Genomic DNA, 19043 nt, shown 5'->3' on the forward strand with positions numbered 1-19043 from the left:
TACTGTCCGTCAACATATCCCATATATCCGCTCTCTACATTATATCCCTTCATGAACAAATCCTCCTGTAAATATGGCGGCTTCATGCCGTCCGTTTCACCTTACAGAAGGATTATCCCATATCTTATGTCCAATAAACACCACAATGCTGATTATCTTTTTACATATTCACCTATCTTCATATCTGCTTTAAGGATATGGTTGGTAAGCCATCCGACAAGAAAATCCATAAGCTCTGTCAGATATTCCTGCTGATTGTTGTCCATAGCCTCTATATCGTTAAAATCAATCTCAACCAGACGCTCGACAAAGGCCGCATGCGCTCTCTTCTGCGCTTCAAGTTCAGGATACCCGATTTGCTCCATATACTCTTCTTCATCTGCAAAATGATGGCGTGTATATTCCTCAAGCTCTTCAAGTATATGCATTATCCTGTCATATTTGTCGTGGAGAAAATCTGCTCTTATAAGTTCATTAGCCTCCGCCATTATCTCAAACAGCTTTCTGTGCTCATCATCAACGAACTCTATTCCTGTCCTGAATCTGTCAGCAAATACAAACATTTCACTGCCTTTGCCGTCTGCTTTGCTGCTTTCACATGCATCAGTCCCGTCTTTTTCAGGTTCTCCGTCATTTCCGAGCTTTCCAATCATCATATCACTGCTGAGTATATGCGTGTAAAGCCACTTTATAAGATATGACAGCATATCCTTAACCGCTTCCTGCGCATTAGACGCATCTATGTCTGCACCGCGCATCTCATCAACCTTCTTAACAAAAGAAGCATGCTCAATTCTCTGTCTTGCAAGCTCAGGATCAGAAGTCTTCTCCATATATTCTTCCTCATGTGCAAAATGTACCTCTGCATAATCTCTGAGCTTTGCAAGCATGCTCTTCATTATAATCACATTATCAGCATCTTTTTCTGATGAAAGCGCAACAGCCTCATTTATTATCTGAAAAAGCATTCTGTGTTCATCATCAATCTGTTTGTTGCCTGTAAGGCAGTCATCAGTAAATTCGTACATACTAATCTCCATTCTTGCCCGTTTTTCAGGGCATCCTTAGTTTGTGCGCAAGCACAAATCTTGTGTGTGAAAAATCTTATTTTTCACACTAATCTCCATTCCGCAGCATACTGCTAAAATTCTATCCCCTTACGTGCCATGATTCCGTTATCATAAGGATGCTTTACTTTTTGCATCATTGTCACATAATCAGCTTTTCTTATCAGCTCTCCTTGAGGATTTCTTCCTGTAAGTACCAGTTCAAGCCCCTCTTTTCTATTATCCACAAAATCAGCTACATTTGCAAGCGGAACCATGTTGTGATTAACCGCTGAGATTATCTCATCAAGGATAATCACGTCAAAATCTTCCGATTTCTCAACTATTCCCGCAAAATATGTCCTATAATAGCTCTTTGCTTTTGCAAGCTGTTCACTGCTCATATTGGATACTCTTCCGTAATGTTCCTTCTCAGAAAATATTTCTATATTGCTGTTCAAAGCAAGTGTCTTTAATTCAGATGAATTGCCGGGTTTAAAAAACTGTGTTATAAGAACCTTCTTACCGCTTCCGGCAGCTCTTGCGGCAAGCCCCATAGCTGCAGTTGTCTTACCTTTGCCATCCCCGCAGTATATGTGGACAAGTCCCGTATTCCTATTGTCTGCTGTCATTAATATTAATCTCCGTTCACGCATTCATTATTCTGTATATATAGTCCATATCAAGTGCCTGCCTCACATCTTGTGCAAGTCTGTCATACTGTGCCTGTCTGTATGCTTCTCTGTCAAATGTGCCCGTATCAATATCTATTCCTTTTTTCTGTGCCGCAATATTAATTATTGCCTCATCAAGTCCATTATCAAATATCCCGTGCACATAACTTGCAAGTACACTTCCATTCTGTATTATTGCACTGTCAAGCCCGCTTCTTCCCATATGTATCTCATATCCGCTATAAGGGATTGAATTAAGCTTTTCGTACATTCCGACAAGCCCTGATATTACACCGCCAGTCTGCGTCTGTGTCTTATCATTTGCAAATACCGTGTCGACAGGGATAAGTTCCATTCCTGATATTGTCTCACATCTGCTGTCCTCTGCACCGCACTCATCAGATATTGTATTGCCAAGTATCTGAAGGCCTCCGCATATTCCGAATGTAATACCTCCTGCTGATGCGTGTTTTTTTACGGCAGCTTCAAGACCGTTCTGCCGCATCCACAGCATATCATGAATAGTGCTCTTTGTTCCCGGTATTATTATTATGTCGGGATTGCGAAGCTGCGATGTCTTATCAACATATCTTACTGATACACCAGCAAACCTCTCAAATGTCATAAAATCAGTAAAATTCGATATTCTCGGAAGTCTGATAACTGCAATATCAATATCCTTCTTTTCCCGGGAGTCAAATCTTTCACTTAAGCTGTCCTCGTCATCGATATCCGCATGTGAATATGGCACAACTCCGACACATTTTATCCCCGTCAGTTCTTCTATCCGGCTGATTCCGCTTCCGAGTATCGCAAGGTCACCCCTGAACTTGTTAATTATAAGCCCTTTAATTCTGTCACGCTCATCAGGCTCAAGAAGTGCTGCTGTCCCGTAAAGCTGTGCAAATACACCTCCTCTGTCAATATCCCCAACAAGAAGTACCGGCGCATTAGTCATGGCTGCAAGTCCCATATTTACAATATCATTTTTTTTAAGATTAATCTCTGCCGGACTACCCGCACCCTCAATTACTATATAGTCATTCTCTGCCGCAAGCCGCTCATATGCCCCCATAATATCAGGTATAAACTGCTTTTTGCATGCAAAATATTCCGAAGCTCTCATATTGCCGTAGACACGCCCATTCACTATCACCTGTGAACCTACGTCTGTTGTCGGCTTAAGCAGTATCGGATTCATATCCGCAGAAGGCTTTTTATATGCAGCCTCAGCCTGTACTGCCTGCGCTCTTCCAATCTCAAGCCCGTCTTCTGTTATGTATGAATTAAGCGCCATATTCTGTGATTTGAATGGTGCCACACTGTAACCGTCCTGTGCAAGTATTCTGCATAACGCCGTGCACAGAATGCTTTTGCCGGCGTTGGACATAGTGCCCTGAATCATTATGGGTCTGGCTTTTTTCATAGAAGGCTCCTTTCCTGATGATGCATAATATATTTACAGCAAGTGCCTGTAGAATCTTCAGAACAGAAATGACTTGAGGAAGCCTGCGGCTGTCCCGAATATTACTATTGCCGCTGCGGATGCAGCATACATGAGACGGCATGTTTTACGGATGTCCTCCGGCTCTATTGGCCGGATGTCATCTCCGATATACGGCTTCTCATGCAGCACTCCGCCATACCATGCATTGCCTGCGAGCCTCACGTCAAGAGCTCCTGCACATGCACTCTCCGTCTGTGCTGAATTAGGGCTCGCATGCTTCATTCTGTCACGCCTGAATATTTTCCATGCTCCTGCAGCATTAAGCCCCGTGAACTTAGCTGCCGCAATTATAAATAATGCTGACAGCCTTGACGGAATATAATTCAGCACATCATCAAGCCTTGCTGCCGCCTTGCCAAACGCTTCATATCTGTCATTTATATAGCCCAGCATTGAATCCATGGTATTAACCGACTTATAGAAGAATCCTCCTGCCGCTCCGCACAATGCCGTATAGAATACCGGGGCAATTACTCCGTCAGAAGAATTCTCGGCAACAGTCTCGACTGCCGCTTTAATTATTCCTTCCTTATCAAGTACCTTCGTATCTCTTCCTACAATCATTGATACAGCACGTCTTGCGCCCTCTGTATCACCGGCTTCCATGGCTGCACATACGAGCATGCTTTCTTTTTTCAGTGACTTAGCCGCTATAACAAAATAATCCATAACAGTCTCTGCAACAAAAAAAAGCCATATATTTATATTAAAACTTATAATCTCTATAATAAGCGGAAATGCCGTAGATATCACAATAACAGCAGCAGCCGTCAATGCACCTCTCGCAATTTTTCTCTTTCTGCTTACATTCTCTTTATTGAGTGCTGAATCAAGCATTGCTATAAGATTGCCTATAAGGCATATCGGATGCATTCCGGTATGCGGATCACCGAGTATCATATCAAGTATAAATGCTGCCGGCAGCGCCAGCATCTGCATAATTATCCATTCTCTCATAACTAAAACCCTATTCTGTCCGTTACATCAAGCACCCCGTCCTTATATACAGCAGCATATCCGCTGCCATTGCCGCACTGCCATCTGTAATATTCATGATGCTTTTCGTATTTTTCCAAAATACTCATAATAGTTCCGCCATGTACAACCGCAGCCACCGCGTTTATTCTATTATGCCCGCCGGTCATTTGGAGCATCTGCATAAAGCCGTTAATGCATCTTCGCCTGAACTCCTGCGGTGACTCACCGTTTGGAAATGCAATCTGCCCATCAGAATCAATCCAGCGCTGGTAATCTGCATTACCATTCAGCTCCTGATAATTATATCCCTCAAAATCACCAAAATCACATTCCCTGAAATCATCAATTATTATCTTTTTCTTATCAGGAAATAATATATCCGCTGTTGCAATGCATCTTTTCATTGGTGACGTAAAAACAGCTTCTGCACCTTGACAGACATCCGGAATGGAATTCCCCTTAATATCCGGCACCAATTCCCGCAGCTCTTTCAGTCTCTCTATTCCTTCCGTGCATAGTTCTTCATCAGTTCTTCCGATATATCTCTTTTCGAGATTACCTGCTGTTGCACCGTGTCTTATAAAACATATTATCATTTTAACTGCATTCCTATTCCACAGAACACTCTGTATACGGCATCTGCCTTATTTGCAAGTTCACAGCACACACGTCCCGTCTTCTCGCGCCACTCTCTGTCTTCTCTTCTTAACGGTACAATTCCCGAACCAATCTCATCACATATTATAACGCAGTGAGGATGCAACATAATGTATTCGTCCAGTCTGCTGTCAAAATCTTCATTCATAACTGCTTTCTGTAAGTTGTATATGCAGTCCGTGTCACCTACAACACCGTCATCATAATCCGTAACTCCAAGCCTGCTCATGGCATAATCAAGCTTGCCCTGTGCCATTCCTCCGGTAACAAGTATCATCTAAATGCATCCTTTCTTCATAAGCAGTTCAGCGACTGCAATAACAAGCGCCATAACAAGCTCCGACACCTGAACATACCAGCCTGCGAGATCCCCTGTGAAGCCTCCGAACTGCTCACATATACAGAAACTGTATACAAAGAACACTATTACTGCCGCAGCAATTACCGCAACAGCGCACGGCAGGCTGATATTTGCCATTACGCCAACGCTTAACAGCAGCCATATTATCATAACGGCTGAGGTTACATTCTTTGACGAGCTTTTTTGTTCGCCGGCTCCCATTCCATCCTGCCTTGCAGCCCTGAAATTAACTACAGACATTGCAGCCATTGCCCTTGAAATAACATATGTGCATGCAAATATCCCAACAAGCGTATGAATCTCTGACAACGCACCTGCATACAGCACAAACCAGAGTACGCCATATATAACCGCAAATGCTCCCGCGTTGGAATCTTTTAATATCTCAAGCTTACGCTCCTTTGTCTGGTATGAAGAAACCGCATCCGTGGTATCACAGAAGCCGTCCATATGGATTCCGCCCGTTACAAGTACCGGAACTGCCGTCATCAGTGCCACCCTCATCAGTTCACCTGCTCCAAGCCAGGTGAACGCCGCATCCGCCAACCACTGGATAAGTCCAATGATTATCCCTATAACAGGCAGAAAGCACATTGAATATTTCATATCCTCTTTATCTATACGGACACCCACAACGGGTATTCTCGAAAATGTCATAAATGCTGCAAGCATTCCTTTTATAATTCTCATCCTCACTGCCCTTTCCATACCACAGGCCTGCCGCACGCCACTTCCACAACCATATCTGACATTGTTGCAAGCTCACAGTTAATCCGGCCAAGCTGACGTATGTATTCCATTGTTGATGCATCATATTCCATTCCGTCTGCAAATACTTCATTGGTTACAACAACAATATCCGCAAGCTGTGTGTCCGCAATTGCAGTAATCCCGTCAATTATCCTTTGTGACGGCTGCAATTGTAATTGAGACATGCCGCTGTCATGTATCACGGCTTTTACACCTGTCTCAGCCCTTCCATACATCTCATTGGCAAGCAGATTTGAGATACATTCGATAAGTATTGTACTTTTCTTATTGCTGTCATACGGTGTTATAAAAGGAATAATCTCCTCTATGCCATATGGCTTCTCAATTGTCTCAAAATCTGTATTAATACGCCTTTTTTTATGTATTTCTATTTTCTTTCTGCTCTCATCATCATATGCACTCATCGTTGCCACATATATAAGCCTGTCCTCATGCATATCAACTGCAAGTTTTTCCGCATATTCACTCTTGCCGCTTGCTCCGGCTCCTGATACAAGAATAAGTCTGCTCATAATTTCTTATATTCCTGCATGCCGAATTCTGCAAATGTAGGCATATCATAATACATTGCAAGTGCCATATCAATAATAGGCATAATACTCACGGCACCTGTCCCCTCACCAAGTGCCATTCCTATATTAAGAAGCGGTTTCAGTTCAAGCTTTTCCATAACTGCCTGGGCAGCAGGCTCGGCAGATACATGTGACGCTATCATGTAGTCTCTGCACAGCGGTGCAAGCTGCACTGCCGCCAGTGCGGCCGCTGATGAAATTATACCGTCTATTATCACAGGAACCTTATAATATGCGCCGCCAATGAACAATCCCGCCATTCCTGCAATATCAAAGCCGCCAACCTTGGCGAGCACATCAAGTACATCATTTCTGTCAGGTTTATTCAGCGATATTGCGTCTTTTATCACATTTATCTTATTGGCAAGCCCTGTATCCGAAAGCCCGGCTCCTCTTCCGGTTACCGATTCAGGCTTAATATCAAGCATGACAGACAGTACTGCGGATGTTGTCGTTGTATTGCCAATTCCCATCTCTGCCGCAGCAATCATATCATAGCCTTTGTCCTTCAGTTCCCTTACAGTATCTATTCCTGCAAGCACAGCGCTTACAGCCTGCTCATTTGTCATTGCCGGACCTTTTCTTATATTACCGGTGCCGCGCTGTGTCTTTCTCACCCGGACACCGGCAATCTCGGTAAGCATTCCTACGTCTATTGGGAATACATCAACGCCGTTACATTTTGCCATGGTACATACACTTGATATTCCCGACAGCATATTCTTAGCCACAAGTGCCGTTATGCTGCTGTCCGTCTGCGTAACGCCCTCCTCAACCACTCCGTTGTCTGCGCACATTACCGCAACACATTTTTTGTAGCTGCGCTTAAGGCATCCTGCTGCACCAAGCCCTACAAGCACATCTTCAAGAAGTCCCAGCGAATTAAGAGGCTTTGCGATACTGTCAAGATGCTGTTTTGTCATCAATGCCTTAGCCGGTGATGCTGCTTCTATGCCATCCGTATATTTTTTTAATATCTGTACACCTGATGTACTTTCCAACATATTATTCTATTACCTCATTTTCAAACGCTTATATTCCCCGCATGAGCGTACGAACTTCTCTGCCGCCCCCATATTAGAGGCAAAATGCATGTGCGGATATCCGGCAAATATATTATTTTCTGCATGTATGCACTGCCATGACCTTCCGTTTGTCTTTGAAGCTGTGCATGCAGCTCCGTTATCACTGCTGTCATAATAATGAAATTCATGTGCCTTAATACTCTGACCTTTTTTAAGAAGAAGTGTATCCCTGTCCGCTGTCACCGTAACATAGCCGAATCTTACAAGATGGCCTGTATTGCTGCTTTCAACATCCAAAAGTCCTGTCATATTCTTTCCGTCTATACATCTGCCAAGGTACATAAAGCCTCCGCATTCTGCAATACATGGCATTCCGCTTTCGATACATTTTCTGACAGATTCTGATGTAATCTTATTGGCTGCAAGCGCCTCAAGATGATTCTCCGGATATCCTCCTCCGATTATAAGCCCTGACGCATACTCAGGCACAGGTTCGTCAGCCAGCGGACTGAAGTACTCAACAGTACATCCGAGTGACTGAAGCATCTCAAGATTATCCTGATAATAAAAACAGAATGCATCATCCCTTGCAATTGCTATGACAGGCATCCCGTCAGAGCTGTCACTGTGACTTGAATGTGTTCCTCCGCCGGCTGCAGCTTTTTCGTAACTGCCGGAATCACCGGGCATATAAGGATTATTTATGCTTCCTGCCATATCCGTTATCATGTCAATGTCAATGCACGGCCGTATAATATCCACTGTTTTACTGATAATATCGTCTATATTATCAATCTCACCCGCCGTGACAAGTCCCAGATGCCTTGATGAGAGCAGACATTCCTTTGGAAGCTTAGGAATATATCCTGCAATCATATTCCTGCCAAAATACTTTGCAGCAAGCTTTTTTATGTATCTGTACGTCATCTCCGTGACATTATTAATTATAAAGCCTGCAATCATGCTGTCACAGACCAGCTCTTTGAAGCCCTTCATTACAGCAAGCACCGATGCAGAACAGCCGCCTCCGTTCACTATAAGAAGCACAGGCGTATCCGTCTTTACAGCTATCTCATAAGAACTGCTGCCAAACCCGTCATCACCTGTGCCGTCATAATAGCCCATTACTCCCTCTATAACAGCCATATCACAGTCTTCAGAGTGTCTGTAAAATGTATCACACAGCACTTCATCACTCATAAAAAATGTATCGAGATTATATGAAGGACGCTTTGTAACCGCACTGTGAAACATCGTGTCTATATAATCGGGACCACATTTGAATGAAGCTGTCTTAATTCCTTTCTCTTCAAAAATCTTAAGAAGTGCACAGGTAAATGTCGTCTTACCGCATCCGCTCGATGCTCCCGATATCATTATACTTTTTGCCAAGTCTCACTGCCTCCTTAAGCAATTCAGTATTAATCCTGTCATATTCTCCATGCTCGCATCCGCAGTCTACTACTGCCGACACCCGGTTGAGAACTTCATATGCTTTTTCTTCCGTATTCTTACTAACAGGCACAAATGCTTTCTGTGATATCACATCTGCCGCCAGAGCCTTTGCAACCCTGTAATCTATATCATTCTCATATAGAACTCCCGCATAGAACGGAATTCCTTTCCTCTGAAGCTTTCTGTACACCGGGATTCCGCTTCCGTTCCCTCCTATAACGAGTATATCCGGACTGCCACATGGCTTTGCAAGTTCAACTCCGCCTGTAACGGCATCATAGCTTCCACCTTCAATTCCATACAGCTTCTGTATTGTGTCATTTGCAAATATCTCTCTTGCTGTTCCAAGTCTTACCTTATGATTCTCATCAACACACATCAGCATATCAGATATCTTTCCGGCAAGGTCAATCTCATGAAGAGACATTATAACCGTTATCCCATCCTCATGTGACATATTTCTTAATATATCAAGCAGGATGACCTTATGTCTTATGTCAAGATATGATGTAGGTTCATCAAGGATCATCACATCAGGCTGCTGGCAGATTGCTCTTGCAAGCATTATTCTCTGTCTCTGCCCGTCACTTATCTCATTAAAGCTTACATCTGCAAGTTCAAGCGCATGAACGCGTTTCAGGGAACTCTCCACTATGCGGTTATCCTCATCACTCAGCCTGCCAAAATAATCCGTATAAGGATATCGTCCCATTGCAACAACGTCACGGCAGGTCATAAGCTCTGTCTCAATCCTCTGTGTCAGCACAACGGACATCTGCCTTGCCAGCTCCTTCGAGTGCATCCTGAATATGTCACTTCCGTCTATTGTCACAATACCGTCAATTGCCTTAAGCTGTCTTGTTATCGTCTTAAGAATTGTTGATTTGCCTGAACCGTTAGGGCCTATAAGTGTAAGAATCTGCCCTTTCTCAAGTTCTAACGAAATGTCCTCTATAAGCGGCTTTCTTCCATAGCCAGCCGCAAGACCGTCAATCTTTAAAAATATATTATCTTTCATGTTTTCTGCCCACCATAAGCCATATAACTATAGGTGCCCCTATGACTGATGTTACCGTTCCAATGGACAGCTCTGACGGAGCCAGTGCTGTTCTTGCAATAAGGTCACACGCCATACAGAATATACTTCCGCACATGGTAACTGCCGGAATCATCACAATAGGCTTAGCCGTTCCAAAAAGGAGCTTGGTTATATGCGGTACTGCAATTCCAACGAATGCTATCGGCCCTGCAAATGCGGTAACACATGCTGACAGCATACTCGCAAGTGTGATAAGTATTATTCTGAATATTTTTATATTAATCCCCATGCTCTTTGCATAGTCCTCTCCGAGCTGATATGCGGACATCGGCTTTGCCGTAAGAAAAGTAAGTATGAATGTTATGAGTATTAATATTGTTGCTGCTTTAAGATTAGTCCATGATGCACCCGAGAATGTTCCAAGTGACCAGTGCGTCAGATTAACTATCTGTGCCTCATTGGCAAAGTTAATCATAAAATCCGTAACCGCACTGCATATATTACCAATCATTACTCCCACAACGAGGAGCGTTGCCATACTCTTAACCTTTCCCGCAAAGAACAATACAAAAAGCATGCAAAGCATTGAACCTGCAAATGATGTTAATACATTAAGAGATACCGGCATGGAGGCTATATGTCCCGACCATATTATAGTTACTACCGCAAGAACCATCTTGGCGCCTGAAGATATTCCAAGTACATAAGGTCCTGCTATCGGATTTCTGAAAAATGTCTGCATCAGATATCCCGATAATGCAAGAGCTCCCCCAAGTACTGCTGCCATAAGAAGACGCGGCAGGCGTATCTTCCATATAATGGAATACGCCGCTGCTTCTTCTCCCGTCCTTTTTAATAAGATATTGATTATTTCCATGACCGATATATGGACACTGCCTGTATTAATGCTTGCAACAAGTATAATTACAAATAATACCGCAAGTGATATAAAAGCTGCTCCATACCGGATAATTCTCTTTTTTTCCATCTGTAATCTGCTCCTGTTATTTGAGCTTATAAAGATATGTAAACTTATCTGCTGAAGCATCAGCGCTGAATACGCTGTTCATATCATTTATAATATTACTGATTGTATTGGATATCTGGAAGAAATCAGGTGTAGTACACCATACATTTCCTTCCTTAACTGCCTTCATATCAGCAAGTACTGAATTCTTGGCAAGAAGGTCATTAAGTGTTGAAGGCTTACCGCCTGTTGACCATACATAGATTATCTCATCCGCATCCTTTGCAAGGTCAAAGAAGCTCTCTGCTTCCATCTTGGTAGTACCTGTCTTACCTACACCTACCTTGCCATCCATAATATACTTTCCGCCTGCAAGACTGATCATCTTAGCCATATAGTCATCAGAATTGCGGACATAGAAATCTCCCTTTGATGTTATATAGAATATAACTGCTGTCTTGCCTGTTGCAGGCTTTGTCTCAATATTCTTAATAAGAGCTTCCTGCTCCGCAAAAAGCTTATCCGCCTCTGCTTCCTTATTAAACATTGCGCCGTAGAGCTTCATCCACTCAACTCTTGCAAGAGGATGATCCTCATATGATGCCTGGTCTACAAGAATCTTGATGCCGAGCTGCTCAAGCTGTGCCTTGACATCATCCTTAAGCATTGCTGAGAATATTGCAAAATTAGTTCCTGTAGCAGTAATAAGCTCATAATCCGGCTTTGTATATTCTCCGACATACTTAAGCTTTCCATCGTTCATCTGCTTCTTAACATTGTCAATATACCATGTATCTACGTCATAAGTTGTAAGTGAAACTGCATCGAGAGCACCGATTGCGTTAATAAGTGATACTGTCGGTGTTGATGAAACAAGAATCTTAGTGACAGGCTGCTGTAATACATATGTATCCTTATCAAGGTCTGCCGGAACACTCATTCCTTCCGGTACAACCAGAAAGCTTCCCTGGTCCTTAACCTTAATAAGCTTATAGCCGCCCTTATAGTAATCTACAGAAAAATTCTTAGCATATGTAAGCTCCATTGAATGGTCGAACTCAAGCTTACCGTTATACTGTGCTGTGTCTGATACGTTTCCCGAATTATCGGAAACGTTAGTGCCGGCATTGCCGCAGGCAGCAAGTGACAGTGTCATGACTGCTGCAAGTGCAAGTGCTGCGATTTTCTTAAATCTTCTCATGTTTAATTTTCTCCTTTTCTCCCATTGCCCAAGAAAGTGTTCTACACTTCTCCACGCAGATTGATACGTGGCGTACGGCAGGTCTCCTGACTTATGGTTTACGCTGCTTCCTTCTCAGCACACACATGCCAATGGACAAGCAGACCGCAGGATGCACTCTTCAGTATGCACTCTGCGCCAAATACAGTAATGGCGGTTGTCCCGGATTCCGACCGGGTTCCCTATTAATCTCCGATACATGTCAGTACTGCAATACCGGCAATCCACAAACCATGCGCGGCTGTTACAGCACATACAGTATCTTCAAACCGTACCTGTGTTAAGGTCTTTTGTTTCATTGCCTTAACTTTTTAATGATAGCATTATTGTTATGCAGCGTCAAGCGCCTCCAGCCCTCAACCGCATATGGAATAATCAGCAGGAAATATACCATTGTATACTGCCCTTTTGCTTCCCAGACAATATGAAACAGGAAACCTCCAATAAGACATATACCCAATATCATCTGTTCAAAAGTGATATTTTTCCTGCCATACCACAGCCATGCAAATGTACCCGTATATACAAGCGTCTGGAATATATCAAGAATAAACCTGTATATATGTGAAATGATTCCTTCATCTCTCATGAAAGATTTCACGAATCTGCACTGTTCAATTGAGGAACTTCTTGAATTCTGTATCGACACCGACTGAAACGTGGGCTCACACCATTCTGAAACTATTTTACCCGCAAAAAACCTGACGAACGATAACGGTTTTTTAACAAACTGCTCTATACACAAGTCAATTCTTTCCCACGAACCTTTTTTTGCCAGTTCCGAATCATAATTGTTAACTCCGTATATATATATGTTATAACCATCCCACCAGCCATAATCGCCGCTGATTCCCATTGCTGCCCACGCTATCTTCGGCACACCTTCAGGTGTATCTGTACCTGTTATATGCTCCGTAATTCCATTGCACGTATATTTGCCTGCTGCAAGTGTAACAACAAGCATTATTACAAATGCTATGCTTCTTATATTACATCTTCTTATAATGTCCATAGCTATAAGGATTATAAGGGCTATCAGCATTATACTGTAGTTAGACTTTAATATGACTGATAATGCAGCAAGAAGCGACGCTGCAACAATCTTCCACACATCTCTTTTTTCAAAATATGATAATGTAATCCAATAAGCACTCATCATAAGTGCAAATCCCGGTACTGTTCCATATATAAATGTGTTGTACATGGCAAATGGTAACCATAATGTCATTAATATGGCAGTAATTCTCATTAGGTTTTTGCTCTTAAAAAGCTTATATACACACATTGATGATGCTATAATTCCGAGAATACAAAACGGTATGTTAACGAACTGGGCCGCAAGATATGTATTACCGGTAAATATGCAGGATATTGCATATATCATCAACAGTATTCCATTCTGGAAAGGATATAAGAACATATATCCGCCGGGCTGCCATGCGCTGTAGACTCCGCTGCGCATATCAGCAGCTATATTAACAAGTGTCTCCTGATCTGCCGCAGGATACATCCGTGTTGCAAGTATCCAGATAACAGATATGCATGCGTTAACCGCTATGATTACTGCCCAGAACATACCATCCTTCAATAACTTCTGTGGATGTGCCTTTTGAGTTTCTGCTTCTTTTCCGGCTTCATGCTTTCCTGTCTGAATCTTAATGTGAATTTTCATAATGAAAATCAGCACTGCAAGTACAACAATATGAATATACCAGTGTCCACTATTGAATGTGACAGTTTCTCCCTCAGCAATGAACGCCGTTTTAAATATGCTGAGTATTGCAAGCAGCCCTATTATACATATAAAAATAAACCAGACTATACCCGTAAGTATTTTTCCTAATTTTTTCATCTTCTACTCCACTCCGGCCAATAACAATATTCCGATTTTTGTATCTTACCGCCATCCTTACCATCATCACATACGCTCCGACGCAGATATCATAACCGGTTTGTGCTGCTCTGTAAATCTGCATATAAGTGGAGACGGGCTGCCATAATAAGCTGTCATACTGCTTATATCAACATTTCTGAAATCACATAATGATATATTCCCCGATTGTTCCGCGTCATTAATGATTCTGCGGAACTTCTCTTTTTGTTCCCCGGTGCATATATCCCAGTCATCAATGCTGTATGGATAAGTGCATGCAATTATATCCATCTTATCTGTATATCCCGCCATTGTGCGGATTCTTTTGCTGATATTATCAAGCGCATAACCTGCTCCTTCAGCAAATTCATTCTCACCTATGCAGTATAACAGCCTCTTTCGGCCGGCTGTCTGTGTTCCTTCAATTCCGGATTGTGTGTCCTGATACAGCTCATTATCACACACAAGCTTCCGATACCATTCAGCTTCATCAGTACCAGCCGCAAAATTCCCAAGATACTCTGCATACAGCTTCTTCATCTTTTCCGAATGAACTATAATTCTGTCTGCATATACAGCCCCCGGCATCGCAAGACTATACTTAAGCCCGTACATGTCGTTAACATCAGCCTCTGTAAAATCATTAACACCGCATGGCATTACATATGTAAGACAGTCTGTATATTGCATAAGCTTAGCTGAATAAAATGCTGCAGGCACAGTAATATACGGATTCCATTCATCATATGGATTCTGTATTATTATTGTATCAAACTTCAGCATATGCATATCAATACTGTCCCATGCCACTGTATTAAGTCCGTCAGGATATTCTTCTCTTCTGTCATTGCTCCATTCTTCACGCCCCGAAACCACCTCGCCATACAGATTCTTGGCAAGCACCGGAAGTGGAATAACAACGGCTTCAGTATTGTCAATGTTATTATAATAATCATACAGAGGCTGAAGCTCCTGCCATCTTAGTGGATTATCCGTGACAAATGCAACAAGCTTTCTGTCAATAATCTGACTCTGTACCGCAGACTTCATATCACCAAGTGCTGACACATATTCTTTGTAAGCCTGTAATTCAGTTACGCATCTGCCGGAATTATCAGGCTGTGTGACGGCATTATAAAGTCTGAACAGTATCTCACAATATTGCTCAATTGAAGCTACCGCGATTCTGCCGGAATGATTATCTTCACCTTTGACTTTTTCTATGTAGCTGCCAATATCAATTGCTGCCTGCTGGCACTGTACGAGCACCGAAGCATCTGCCGGCACTTCACCAATTCCGCAAAGCTCTGACATTGCCTCACGCACCGTCTCCTGCATAGTATTCCTATATGAGCTGGCAGGGCGGTTTTTACGAAGTTTCTTTATATCAAATGTAAATTTCGGAAGCTTAAAATCCGCAACTGCCTGAAGACTTTCGCGCTGTGCCTCAAAAAAAGGATATTTATGTCCATTCCAGACTTTTCTTATCACAAAATACTGCTCGTACTTTGACTTAAGCATATAGTTGTAATCAGCCGGAACAGGCATTGTTGTATTCTCAAACGGAAGCCTGATAATATTTTTAAAAAGCTTTTTATCCCTTCCCCTATTACCTATAAGTATCCATGGAAATATCTGTCCAAGACTGTCTGACTCATATTCCGGTACTCTTGCCATCTGTGTCTCTGCAAGATGGTACAGTGCAATCCCAAGATGTCTGCTGTCATCATTTTTATTGAACTTCACATTATACAGGCGCTCCAATTCCATAAGGTTGGCATCCTCAGCGGCTTTACTTATCTTATTATTAACTATGGCATCCGCAACTGCTATTATATGCTTTACCTCATCGCATCTTCTGCGCTCATCCCTATCATCCCTGTACAGATAATCAAGCACAAATATATCTATTCCAACGAGATATGGAAAATTATAGAACTCATCCATATGCTTCTGTTCATATGATATATTCGTATTATTAACTACCCTTGCAAGGAAAAGCCAGTGATCCTCCTTGTGCGCATAATCATGCAGACAGTAATTACCGGGAAGTTCCTTCGCCGCTGCGCGCCTGAACTTCTCATAGTCTGCCCTCTTCATGCATATGTCCATGTCATCATCCCATGGCACATAACCGCCATGCCTTACAGTTCCAAGAAGTGTTCCCCAATCGGCAAAGTAAGTGATATTATGTTTCCTGCATATCGAATCTATGACATCAAGCACCTTAAGCTGCGCGCCCCATGCCTGCTTTATGGCCGTCGGTACGAAAAAGCCATTGCGTACCTCATCTCTGAAATAATCAATAGGTAATCTATCCATTCCGTCTCCTAATTCATAACAGACATAATCTTTATATAATCTTCTGACTTGTCACGCATAATCTTAAGCCCGCTCTCAAGTTCATTTATCCTGAACCTGTGCGTTATCAGCTTAGATGGCATGATGCTGCCACTGCCGATACTCTTAAGGACATAATGCCAGTCATCATCATCGTCACCCGTAAATGATGAATTCCATGTTCCGGTAACATGAAGCTGATTGCGCAGTATCTTCCAATAGGTCTGCTTATCAAAATTCATATCTGAATACGGATTGCCGACAAAACATATACTTCCCCCACAGGCTGCTGAATTAACCGCCCAATTAACTGTCTCATTCTTACCGACACACTCAAAAAAGACGTCAACTCCGCTGCCATCTGTCTTTTCCATCAGCCACTCAGCTGCATCACATCCACTTGAAATTCCTTCCCGTATATCATAAAAATTATCTTCCGGAATATCAAGATTTGCTGTCATAGCCTTCTGTGATGACTTATTCCCGATTACAAATATATTGTCATATCCGCGGCTTTTCAAAAGCATGACAATAAGCATGCCAATAGTTCCAAGTCCGCAGACGGCAATACTTACATCATCAGCTGCTTCCACATTACCGGAAAGCACACGCCTTATTGCATGACATGCAACTGCAGACGGTTCAAGCATTGCTGCGTCCTGATAAGAAACATTATCCGGAAGCTCTATAAGATTAGCTGCCGGAACTGCCGCGTACTCAGCAAAACCGCCATTACATCTTGAGCCAAGATAACTGTAATTGCGGCACATCTCATACATTCCTTTTCTGCATGCCACACACTGCCTGCATGGAATAAGAGGGAATATTCCTACTCTTTTATTAAGCCACGTGCCATCATCTCCCGCAGAATTACAATAATCAGAATTACTGCCATTATCCACAGCAATAACGCGTCCGGCAAATTCATGTCCCGGAATAAGCGGCATACTATGTGCACCGGTCTTATATATACGTGGAATATCCGAACCGCATATTCCCGCTGCCATAACTTTAACAAGCACCTCTCCGTCTCTTAGCCGTGGCATATCCACATCCTCATATCTTATGTCATCTGTATCATGAAGCACCCATGCTTTCATACTAATCTCCGTTCTTACCCGCATTAATTGCTGTTATAAATCTTTCAAGATCTGCATTAGTTGTAATCTTATAGTTGTTCTCATCTCCCGGAATCACTGCTATATTCATTCCGGCAATAACAGCCGGCTCCGTGGAACCATTTATCGAATATATTCTGTCAGGCAGCAGTGCTTTATTGGCTTCATAATATCTGCCTAATCTGAACAGTTCCGGTGCCTGCCCCGCAAAAAGTGTACTTCTGTCAAGCAGTGAATCTACATGCATTCCATCATTACTCATGTATATGGTATCCTTCATTGGCAGAACCGGAAGCACTCCGTCATATTCCGCTGCTTCATTATTATTGCCGCCTGTAAGTCTGCTCACACAGCTTTCTATCAGTTCACCACTCAGGCACGGTCTTGCTGCATCGTGAATAAATACAACATCCGAGTCATCTGCATACTTTCGTATGCTTTCAAGTCCATTGAATATTGAAAGCTGACGTGTCTGTCCCGGTTCTGTGAATCCTCTGAACTTATGACTGTCATCATAATAATCAATGTCTTTTCTTATCCTGTCATGCCACATATCATCTGCAACAATCTGAACAGCATCTATATAACTGCTTTCTGCAATCGTTTCTATGCAGTATGAAATAATTGTACGTCCGCCAGCCTCTATATACTGCTTTGGTATATCTGCACCAAGCCGCAGACCACGTCCGCCCGATAATATAAGTGCAATATTCATAACTGTCCCCTGAATCTTAGATTGCGTATATCTTCTATTATATCTTTGTATGGCCTGTCCTTTCCAAACAGCAGCGTGGTTCCGAGCACAAAACCTTTCATGCCTTTTGGTGCAAACTCCGTAATTCTCTGTGCGCTGCATGCTCCATCCCAGTACATCTCAAAATCCATGTCTTCTTTTAAGGAAAGGAGTTTGTCTATCTTATGCCCTACATACGGCAGATACATCTGACCTGCATTCCCCGGATTGACGGACATAACAAGTACCTTTTTTACAATACGCAGCATCTCAAACACCGTCTCAACTGATGTTCCTGGATTAATTGCTATTCCCGGAATCATTCCTGCATCGATAATTGTCTGCAACGTCGTTGAAGGATGATATTCTGCTTCAGGATGGATGTACACCGTATCTCCCCTGCGCAGATTCTTAAGAAACAGCCCTATGTGTGTATTAGGATGTTCAATCATAAGGTGCACATCCAAAGGCTTGTCCGTTGCCCCCGCTATGTATCTCATATCATTAAGTGACATTGCAAAATTAGGCACATATCGTCCATCCATAATATCTATATGAAATGAGTCTATGCCGCCCATCTCCAGTTCTCTTATTTCTCTTTCCAGATGCCCGTAATCAGCGCACATCATGGATGCTGTTAATTCAAATTGCATATGGTTATCTCGATTCTGTTTATTATAGTGGTAT

Annotated in this window: 18 protein-coding genes and 1 riboswitch; all 18 genes read right to left on the bottom strand. The window is 42.6% G+C overall.

All coding sequences use genetic code 11. The features are described from left to right. Positions 1–152: 152 nt before the first annotated feature. The 18 genes from NQ488_08935 to NQ488_09020 all read right to left on the bottom strand — a co-directional run bounded on the left by NQ488_08935 (position 153) and on the right by NQ488_09020 (position 19009). A complete protein-coding gene (locus NQ488_08935) occupies positions 153–1028 on the bottom strand; it encodes a bacteriohemerythrin (GenBank protein ID UWN94708.1) in 876 nt (291 codons plus the stop codon). A gap of 113 nt (positions 1029–1141) precedes the next feature. Continuing rightward, complete coding sequence (locus NQ488_08940; GenBank protein UWN94709.1) at positions 1142–1678, bottom strand: cob(I)yrinic acid a,c-diamide adenosyltransferase; 537 nt, start codon at positions 1676–1678, stop codon at positions 1142–1144. A 16-nt stretch (positions 1679–1694) separates the two neighbouring features. Then, the gene (locus NQ488_08945; GenBank protein UWN94710.1) at positions 1695–3146 is read right to left on the bottom strand and encodes a cobyric acid synthase; all 1452 of its coding nucleotides are present in this window, start codon (positions 3144–3146) and stop codon (positions 1695–1697) included. Between the two features lie 57 nt (positions 3147–3203). Beyond that, positions 3204–4184 (bottom strand): adenosylcobinamide-phosphate synthase CbiB, encoded by a 981-nt coding sequence (gene cbiB, locus NQ488_08950; GenBank protein UWN94711.1) that lies wholly within the window; start codon positions 4182–4184, stop codon positions 3204–3206. Between the two features lie 2 nt (positions 4185–4186). After that, a complete protein-coding gene (locus NQ488_08955; GenBank protein UWN94712.1) occupies positions 4187–4801 on the bottom strand; it encodes a histidine phosphatase family protein in 615 nt (204 codons plus the stop codon). Next, positions 4798–5139 (bottom strand): bifunctional adenosylcobinamide kinase/adenosylcobinamide-phosphate guanylyltransferase, encoded by a 342-nt coding sequence (locus NQ488_08960; protein UWN94713.1) that lies wholly within the window; start codon positions 5137–5139, stop codon positions 4798–4800. The genes NQ488_08955 and NQ488_08960 overlap by 4 nt, the downstream gene beginning before the upstream one ends. Beyond that, entirely contained in the window at positions 5140–5931 is a 792-nt protein-coding gene (locus tag NQ488_08965; protein UWN94714.1) for an adenosylcobinamide-GDP ribazoletransferase, read from the bottom strand. Further along, positions 5916–6506 (bottom strand): bifunctional adenosylcobinamide kinase/adenosylcobinamide-phosphate guanylyltransferase, encoded by a 591-nt coding sequence (locus tag NQ488_08970; GenBank protein UWN94715.1) that lies wholly within the window; start codon positions 6504–6506, stop codon positions 5916–5918. The genes NQ488_08965 and NQ488_08970 overlap by 16 nt, the downstream gene beginning before the upstream one ends. Continuing rightward, on the bottom strand, positions 6503–7570 hold the full coding sequence (gene cobT / locus NQ488_08975; protein ID UWN94716.1) for a nicotinate-nucleotide--dimethylbenzimidazole phosphoribosyltransferase: 1068 nt from the start codon (positions 7568–7570) through the stop codon (positions 6503–6505). The genes NQ488_08970 and cobT overlap by 4 nt, the downstream gene beginning before the upstream one ends. A gap of 9 nt (positions 7571–7579) precedes the next feature. Further along, positions 7580–8983, bottom strand: a complete 1404-nt coding sequence (locus tag NQ488_08980; protein UWN94717.1) for a cobyrinate a,c-diamide synthase — start codon at positions 8981–8983, stop codon at positions 7580–7582. After that, positions 8937–10064: an ABC transporter ATP-binding protein gene (locus NQ488_08985; protein ID UWN94718.1), complete on the bottom strand. Its 1128-nt coding sequence runs from the start codon at positions 10062–10064 to the stop codon at positions 8937–8939. The genes NQ488_08980 and NQ488_08985 overlap by 47 nt, the downstream gene beginning before the upstream one ends. After that, positions 10054–11073: an iron ABC transporter permease gene (locus NQ488_08990; GenBank protein UWN94719.1), complete on the bottom strand. Its 1020-nt coding sequence runs from the start codon at positions 11071–11073 to the stop codon at positions 10054–10056. Before NQ488_08990 ends, NQ488_08985 begins: the two co-directional genes overlap by 11 nt. A gap of 16 nt (positions 11074–11089) precedes the next feature. Further along, entirely contained in the window at positions 11090–12253 is a 1164-nt protein-coding gene (locus NQ488_08995) for an ABC transporter substrate-binding protein (protein ID UWN94720.1), read from the bottom strand. A gap of 58 nt (positions 12254–12311) precedes the next feature. Then, positions 12312–12520, bottom strand: a riboswitch (cobalamin riboswitch). 67 nt (positions 12521–12587) lie between these two features. After that, positions 12588–14144, bottom strand: coding sequence for a hypothetical protein (locus NQ488_09000; protein UWN94721.1), 1557 nt, complete (start codon positions 14142–14144; stop codon positions 12588–12590). Positions 14145–14210: 66 nt separating this feature from the next. Next, positions 14211–16487 carry a LicD family protein gene (locus tag NQ488_09005; protein ID UWN94722.1) on the bottom strand — a complete coding sequence of 759 codons (2277 nt, stop codon included), beginning with the start codon at positions 16485–16487 and terminating at the stop codon, positions 14211–14213. A gap of 8 nt (positions 16488–16495) precedes the next feature. Continuing rightward, positions 16496–17605 carry a galactitol-1-phosphate 5-dehydrogenase gene (locus NQ488_09010; GenBank protein ID UWN94723.1) on the bottom strand — a complete coding sequence of 370 codons (1110 nt, stop codon included), beginning with the start codon at positions 17603–17605 and terminating at the stop codon, positions 16496–16498. Position 17606: 1 nt separating this feature from the next. After that, a complete protein-coding gene (locus NQ488_09015; protein ID UWN94724.1) occupies positions 17607–18338 on the bottom strand; it encodes a 2-C-methyl-D-erythritol 4-phosphate cytidylyltransferase in 732 nt (243 codons plus the stop codon). Next, entirely contained in the window at positions 18335–19009 is a 675-nt protein-coding gene (locus NQ488_09020; GenBank protein ID UWN94725.1) for a ribulose-phosphate 3-epimerase, read from the bottom strand. Before NQ488_09020 ends, NQ488_09015 begins: the two co-directional genes overlap by 4 nt. Between the last annotated feature and the right edge of the window lie 34 nt (positions 19010–19043).

Origin of the sequence: [Bacteroides] pectinophilus (assembly GCA_025146925.1) — a bacterium.
Classification (GTDB): domain Bacteria; phylum Bacillota; class Clostridia; order Lachnospirales; family Lachnospiraceae; genus Bacteroides_F; species Bacteroides_F pectinophilus.

Excerpts from the sequence above, each read along its gene's own strand:
- NQ488_08935 (UWN94708.1), bottom strand. The coding sequence starts at position 1,028 with ATGTACGAATTTACTGATGACTGCCTTACAGGCAACAAACAGATTGAT.
- NQ488_08940 (UWN94709.1), bottom strand. The coding sequence starts at position 1,678 with ATGACAGCAGACAATAGGAATACGGGACTTGTCCACATATACTGCGGG.
- NQ488_08945 (UWN94710.1), bottom strand. The coding sequence starts at position 3,146 with ATGAAAAAAGCCAGACCCATAATGATTCAGGGCACTATGTCCAACGCC.
- cbiB (UWN94711.1), bottom strand. The coding sequence starts at position 4,184 with ATGAGAGAATGGATAATTATGCAGATGCTGGCGCTGCCGGCAGCATTT.
- NQ488_08955 (UWN94712.1), bottom strand. The coding sequence starts at position 4,801 with ATGATAATATGTTTTATAAGACACGGTGCAACAGCAGGTAATCTCGAA.
- NQ488_08960 (UWN94713.1), bottom strand. The coding sequence starts at position 5,139 with ATGATACTTGTTACCGGAGGAATGGCACAGGGCAAGCTTGATTATGCC.
- NQ488_08965 (UWN94714.1), bottom strand. The coding sequence starts at position 5,931 with ATGGAAAGGGCAGTGAGGATGAGAATTATAAAAGGAATGCTTGCAGCA.
- NQ488_08970 (UWN94715.1), bottom strand. The coding sequence starts at position 6,506 with ATGAGCAGACTTATTCTTGTATCAGGAGCCGGAGCAAGCGGCAAGAGT.
- cobT (UWN94716.1), bottom strand. The coding sequence starts at position 7,570 with ATGTTGGAAAGTACATCAGGTGTACAGATATTAAAAAAATATACGGAT.
- NQ488_08985 (UWN94718.1), bottom strand. The coding sequence starts at position 10,064 with ATGAAAGATAATATATTTTTAAAGATTGACGGTCTTGCGGCTGGCTAT.
- NQ488_08990 (UWN94719.1), bottom strand. The coding sequence starts at position 11,073 with ATGGAAAAAAAGAGAATTATCCGGTATGGAGCAGCTTTTATATCACTT.
- NQ488_08995 (UWN94720.1), bottom strand. The coding sequence starts at position 12,253 with ATGAGAAGATTTAAGAAAATCGCAGCACTTGCACTTGCAGCAGTCATG.
- NQ488_09000 (UWN94721.1), bottom strand. The coding sequence starts at position 14,144 with ATGAAAAAATTAGGAAAAATACTTACGGGTATAGTCTGGTTTATTTTT.
- NQ488_09005 (UWN94722.1), bottom strand. The coding sequence starts at position 16,487 with ATGGATAGATTACCTATTGATTATTTCAGAGATGAGGTACGCAATGGC.
- NQ488_09010 (UWN94723.1), bottom strand. The coding sequence starts at position 17,605 with ATGAAAGCATGGGTGCTTCATGATACAGATGACATAAGATATGAGGAT.
- NQ488_09015 (UWN94724.1), bottom strand. The coding sequence starts at position 18,338 with ATGAATATTGCACTTATATTATCGGGCGGACGTGGTCTGCGGCTTGGT.
- NQ488_09020 (UWN94725.1), bottom strand. The coding sequence starts at position 19,009 with ATGCAATTTGAATTAACAGCATCCATGATGTGCGCTGATTACGGGCAT.